This is a genomic window from Pontibacter sp. HJ8 (assembly GCF_054824225.1).
The window spans coordinates 1-5,013 of record NZ_JSYF01000374.1; the positions used below are offsets into that span (position 1 = coordinate 1).

Annotated in this window: 5 protein-coding genes and 1 riboswitch; of the genes, 1 reads left to right on the top strand and 4 read right to left on the bottom strand. The window is 47.8% G+C overall.

Annotated features, from left to right (window positions below; translation table 11 throughout):
• The first annotated feature begins 335 nt into the window (after nucleotides 1–335).
• The gene (locus OB13_RS15765) at nucleotides 336–614 is read left to right on the top strand and encodes a hypothetical protein (RefSeq protein WP_461491135.1); all 279 of its coding nucleotides are present in this window, start codon (nucleotides 336–338) and stop codon (nucleotides 612–614) included.
• A 9-nt stretch (nucleotides 615–623) separates the two neighbouring features.
• On the opposite strand, the gene OB13_RS15770 is transcribed toward OB13_RS15765, so the two are convergent.
• From OB13_RS15770 to OB13_RS15785, 4 genes are all read right to left on the bottom strand, one after another.
• On the bottom strand, nucleotides 624–1,871 hold the full coding sequence (locus tag OB13_RS15770) for an aspartyl protease family protein (protein WP_461491136.1): 1,248 nt from the start codon (nucleotides 1,869–1,871) through the stop codon (nucleotides 624–626).
• Between the two features lie 142 nt (nucleotides 1,872–2,013).
• A complete protein-coding gene (locus OB13_RS15775; protein WP_461491137.1) occupies nucleotides 2,014–3,357 on the bottom strand; it encodes a voltage-gated chloride channel family protein in 1,344 nt (447 codons plus the stop codon).
• A gap of 43 nt (nucleotides 3,358–3,400) precedes the next feature.
• Nucleotides 3,401–3,470, bottom strand: a riboswitch (Fluoride riboswitch).
• A 240-nt stretch (nucleotides 3,471–3,710) separates the two neighbouring features.
• The gene (locus OB13_RS15780) at nucleotides 3,711–4,604 is read right to left on the bottom strand and encodes a lysostaphin resistance A-like protein (RefSeq protein WP_461491138.1); all 894 of its coding nucleotides are present in this window, start codon (nucleotides 4,602–4,604) and stop codon (nucleotides 3,711–3,713) included.
• 73 nt (nucleotides 4,605–4,677) lie between these two features.
• Nucleotides 4,678–5,013: nuclear transport factor 2 family protein (locus OB13_RS15785; RefSeq protein ID WP_461491139.1), on the bottom strand; the 336-nt coding region annotated here is incomplete at its 5' end.

The following is a 5,013-nucleotide window of genomic DNA, read 5'->3' on the forward strand; positions in this document are numbered from 1 at the left end:
GGCTTTTTTTTCATTTTCTAATCGGAGTTCTAAAAAATAATAAACGGGCCTTTTCCCATTCACAAAACAAAGGTTTGCAAATAATATCGATTTATACAAGAATAGGTTTGATTTTATGATAATAATGAAACACTTCCCTTTAAATGTTACAACATACAGCTGCTATACCTTCTGAACCTTACCGAAAAGGATTGGATGCAGGAGCCAGTTGCAGGAATTTTTTGCCGGAGCTTATCACAAACCGGCAAGTCAGGTATAGCATTGCGCCTGTTTGCGTAACTTGCAGCGCGAGCCGGGCGAGTTGCAGCCGCAACTCCTCCTAAACCTATACCTACATGAAAAATCTGTCCATCAGCGTACTCATCGGAATTCTGTTTTCCGCGATCGGTACCGCCTCTCTTTTTCTTACGCAAGATGCGCTTATGGCTGCCATCTGGCTTAGCTTTGGCAACGGACTTATACTCTCTAATCTGCGGTTCAGGAAGGTGGACGAAATGGGGAACATGGTCATGACACCCGTGCCGAAAGTGCGTTTGTACGTGGGGCTTGGGCTGATCGTGCTGGCGGTATTGTTACTATTGTTCCAGGTATACATGGACATGAGCACGCAATAAGCCGTCCTGTCAGATGCGGCTCTGGAGCACCATCTCTACATTGAGAAGTTTGGAATCGCGCTTTAGCTTCACGCGGAGTTTGCGGCCTGGTTTGCTGTCAAATAGTTGCAGCACTTCTTCCAGGCCTAATTCCTTGCAATCCTTCCCGTTGATGTTGATCAGCTGGTCCCCGGGCTCCAGCCCGCTCAGTTTGGCAGGCGAATCCTCTATGACGTGCGACACAATATAGAAATTGGCTCCGGGCAGTGGCGTGCTTATCTCAAAGCCCGACATGTTGTGATAGAAAGGCTCGTTGTATTTTTTATTAGGCACGAGCATCATCCGCTGGTGCGGATAATCAAATATAACAGTGAAGCGCTTGAGTATATCTGAACCTAAATTGCCATTCCGGTTTGCCAGATTCAGCGCCATCCGGATCGATTCTTCGTCCGGGTAAGAGGCCGGCAGATCCTGAAGTTCATACTTGCCCAGCATAAAACCATTCAGGCGCCCGATCTTGCCATTGATGTCGCCGCTCAAGCCTCTGCCCAGGTATGCTTGCATGACTTTGGGGGGAAGCTGCAGGCGCTTGTCACTGGGCAGGTAGAGCGAAAGTGAATGGCTGGCCCCCGTATCGATGACCAGTTTCACATTGAGGGAATCCCCGTTGTACTGCCGCACCCGGGCCTCGACATAGGCCTTCGTGTTTTCGATCATCAGCGGGTATACCTCTCCCCTTTTCGGAACGGGCAACTCTGTATCAGGCCTGTAAAGTGTCAGGGTTCTGGCGCTGTAATTGATTTTCACAATGAAGTTGCGGAAGATATCGTATCCGATGATGCCATGCACCGGCATCCCCATCCGCGTCGACAGGTTGAAGACGTCTTCCATGAGCACGTATACCTGGTGCTTGTCACCCTTAATACCGGGCATGTGCATGGTGTTACCAGACGAATAGATCGCCTCTAATTCGTGCCCGGTGCCCAGGCCCTGTATGACGATACGGCCGGTCTCGTTCAGGTTAAGCGAATCGGAAAAATGCAGGTGTGTGATCAGGGTATTTTTAACACCGGAATCCAGTATGAAATTGAGTGGTTTGGAATCGTTGATCTGCACCGGTATGATGATCAGATTATGCACCAGTTTGAAGGGGATTTTGATGCTTTTACGCTTGCCCGAAAAGTATACCGTATCCTTTGCAGCAGGCTGTGCCAGTACCTCCGGCAGTACCAGGAAGAGGTAAAGACAAACAAGTAAAAGTCGGGAAATCCTAGCCATGGCTCGATCACATAAGGCACAGATAATCAGCTCTTAAATTATACGTAAGATTCGAAAGAAAAACAACACAATGCTGTATATACTTGCTATCATCCTATTCAGGATCAAGCAAAAGGAATTTTCAAAGAAGGGAGCTGCTGTGTTAGCGGGAGGACTTTTTCTGGCGACGGGCTTCGGCTATGGAAGAGAGCGACTGGCCTTTCTCCCTTCCGAAAAATAAATGCTTCGGGCTACCTATAACCTGTGCCCCGTAGATACCCGAATGACCCGAAAAAATGTAGGCTGTCACGCAGGCCATGGCCATGTAAATACTGCTCTCGGCTCCGAACAATTCGATGGCCATGATGATACAGGTGAGCGGCGTGTTGGTAGCGCCTGCAAACACGGCAACGAACCCCATGCCGGCAAGCAACGCCATCGGCAAAGGTATACCCAGTGAAAGTGCATTTCCCAGGGTGGCACCGGTAAAGAACAGCGGAGTTACCTCGCCTCCTTTGAAGCCAGCCCCGAGTGTGAAGGAAGTAAACAGGATCTTCACCGCAGCATCGTATACCGGCAAGGGCTCAGAGAAAGCAGCCTGTATAGTAGGTATACCCAGGCCGATGTATTTGGTCGTGCCCATGGCAAAAACAACTGCCGCTATCACTACGCCGCCGACTACCGGCCGTAACGGTGGGTACACAATGTGTTTGCTGAATACGTTCCCCCAGAATACAGTAGTTTTGGCAAACACCATACCTGCCAGTCCGAAAACGGCGCCGGCCAGCAAAGCGGATGCAAAGCCTGTGACCGACATAGTAGGAACAAACGGAATTTCGTAGTGGAGGTGCCCTACGCCCCAGGCCGTGCAGGTATAGTCAGCCACGACTGCCGCCAGGAAACTTGGCAACAGCGACTCGTAGCGCATGCGCCCGACGATGAACACTTCCAGACCGAAAATGGCGCCTGCCAGCGGGGTACCGAAGAGCGAAGCAAAGCCGGCGCTGATACCGGCAGTGATCAGGAGCTTCCGGTCACGGGGGCGCAGCCGGAACACCCGGGTGAATTGGTCCGCCAGGGTACCGCCCATCTGCACGGCTGTCCCTTCCCGGCCGGCTGAGCCGCCCAGCAAATGCGTAACCAACGTGCCAAATAGCACCAGCGGCGCCATCCGGAAAGGTATACGCTCCCTCGGCGCATGAATCTCCTCCAGCAGCAGGTTGTTTCCCTTTACGGCCCGCTGCCCGTAGTAATGGTAGAGCAAACCAATGACAAGCCCGCCCAGGGGCAGGAGCGCAATAATCCAGGGATTGGCTTCGCGGTAATTGGTCACCCAATCGAGCGATACCAGGAAAAAGGCGGATGAAGAGCCAACCAACACACCCACGACCACACATATCAGCAGCCACTTCAGGGTATAGAGGAACGCTGCGCCTTGTTCGCCGACAGATAAAATTCTCCTGAGTAAAAGTTTGAAAGCTGAGATAGGTGCAGATGGTCTTGACATAGGGTATAAGGATAACAGTCCGGGGAAAGCAGCCAGCGCTACGCTCCTGGTAGGAGTTATCAGCCGGTACAGACTACCGGCGGTTCAGGGCAAACCCCATTGCCATCTGTCGCAAATATAAGCATTAAGCTAAATAATGAGCATACCGAAACGGTTTGGTAAAATTAAATTGCAGCATGAAGTATCATGCTTCATGACATTCTTGCTTCATAGCAATCCAATGGAAGAATATAAGCAGTTACTCATCCAGGCATCAATATTTCGGGCAGACCTTTTACTTGGAAGAGCCAGCTTAAAACGCAACAGGAATGCTACATTGAATTCCGAATGTTCAATCCGATATGAAAACCCTGCTATTGCAAAACTAGTGTTAGCGCTTTGCTTTTTTTCTTCCAATAGGGTTTTACAATTTTCCCTTCTCTATGGCTTAACACTAAAAGTATAATGGTTGGGATCAGACAGAATAGCGTGGCCTGTATGGAACCTTCCGGACCAAATTCTCCACCGGTAAACCATGCTGCACCTTCAATTTTAGAAGTTATCAATGTTTTTGAGAGGGTAGTGCCTGATACATTTGCTCCGAAAATTCCAGATTGTGTGAAGTTCCAGGCAAAATGAAGTGCAATGGGAAACCATAAGTTTCTGGAATAGATGTAAGCGGCACCAAGTAAAAGTCCTGCCTGAATGGCAAGTCCGATCGCATCAACCAAAGAACTATTGGGATTGAAGAGGTGCAGTGCTCCAAATAAAAATGCAGAAATCAGTAACGCAACATAACTGCCCAATTTCTCTTCCGGAATTCTAAAAATGATTCCTCTCAGCAAAGTTTCTTCAAAAATGGCAGAAGTAAACGCCATCGTCAGTGCCGGAAGAATAAACAGAATGGGATTGATGGATAATATTGTATAGCCTCCCTTTAGGTAGATCACCAATATGGTCAACGACTGCAAGAGGGCACCCAAAATAATTCCGATTGCTATATTTTTAACAAGGTTGTTTGTCGAGAATTCTGTGATTTTTCTTTTTTCATAGAATTTGAATAAAAAGCAATAGGAAAGTATCGCCAGCATGGCCGTGAACACCCCTCCGATCAGTCTTTTCAAGTCCTGGTCAAAACTTGTGAATTCCAGAATTTCCTGAACCAGGACTTGTCCAATTTTAACTGTTCCAATACACACTATGAGTCCGACTATTATTTTGGTCAGAGGAAAGTGAAGGATTTTCTGTCCGCTGTTTACTTTGGCCATTTTATGGTTCTCTTTTTAGGGTTCAGTTATTATGAATGCTGACGTTTGGCCATTAAGTTGGCTGCCGGTACATTCACAGTTGCCCGGCGCTTCCGGCAATAATTTTCCATTGATTTTCAAATAATTTCCATACCCGAAGATATTTGAATGTTCCTTCGAACACTTCTCCGTTTGCGACTCCACTCATTTCGATCATTGAAACAGCAATTGCGTTGTCTCCAATTATTTTGATTTCTTCTAAATTTGCTTTTACACTTTCAACTTTGAGTTTTTTGGAACGATGTGTTTCCAAATCCATCGCTTTCGTGATCGTCTGACCACTCGGTAGGATGAATAGTAAATCATCGTGAAGCAGTTTTTCCAATTTCTCCACATCGCTGTTTTTCATAGCAATTATCAGTTGTGCTTC

Bases quoted from the DNA above. Each gene is read 5' to 3' on its own strand.
- OB13_RS15765 (WP_461491135.1), top strand. From the start codon at position 336: ATGAAAAATCTGTCCATCAGCGTACTCATCGGAATTCTGTTTTCCGCG.
- OB13_RS15770 (WP_461491136.1), bottom strand. From the start codon at position 1,871: ATGGCTAGGATTTCCCGACTTTTACTTGTTTGTCTTTACCTCTTCCTG.
- OB13_RS15775 (WP_461491137.1), bottom strand. From the start codon at position 3,357: ATGTCAAGACCATCTGCACCTATCTCAGCTTTCAAACTTTTACTCAGG.
- OB13_RS15780 (WP_461491138.1), bottom strand. From the start codon at position 4,604: ATGGCCAAAGTAAACAGCGGACAGAAAATCCTTCACTTTCCTCTGACC.